This window comes from Staphylococcus sp. EG-SA-17 (genome assembly GCF_017151845.1).
Taxonomy (GTDB): Bacteria; Bacillota; Bacilli; order Staphylococcales; family Staphylococcaceae; genus Staphylococcus; species Staphylococcus aureus.
This window is the reverse complement of the sequence record NZ_JACVZO010000077.1, coordinates 1-557: the sequence shown is the minus strand read 5'-3', so window position 1 is coordinate 557 and position 557 is coordinate 1. Positions and strand designations below refer to the sequence as shown.

Annotated in this window: 1 pseudogene; it reads left to right on the top strand. The window is 29.3% G+C overall.

What is annotated here, in order from left to right:
- A pseudogene (locus tag IDG65_RS14130) lies at window positions 1–557 on the top strand (transposase); the annotation flags it as partial.

Here is a 557-nt window from a genome sequence, read left to right as displayed (position 1 = left end):
CAACAGATACTAGAACTTTAATTCCATTTTTAACAATGATTCAAAATACCTTCGGTTATTTACCAGAGTATATTGTAGCTGATGCAGGTTATGGTAGTGAGCAAAACTATATGGCTATTATAGATGATTTTAATAAAACGCCACTTATTACGTATGGCATGTTTATTAAAGATAAAACTAGAAAGTTTAAAAGTGACATTTTTAACACTCAAAATTGGAAATATGACGAACTTAATGATGAATTTATATGTCCTAATAACAAAAGAATAGGTTTTAAAAGATATGCATACCGTAATGATAGATATGGTTTTAAACGTGACTTCAAGCTATAAGAATGTGATGACTGTTCATCATGTTCTTTGAGACATCAATGCATGAAGCCAAATTAGAAATCCAATAAGAAAATTATGAAGAATTATAATTGGGAATTCTTTAAAGCCCAAATTAATCAAAAGCTTTCTGAACCAGAAACGAAAAAAATCTATAGTCAAAGAAAAATTGATGTAGAGCCTGTTTTTGGATTTATGAAGGCTATTTTGGGTTTCACTCGAATGTCA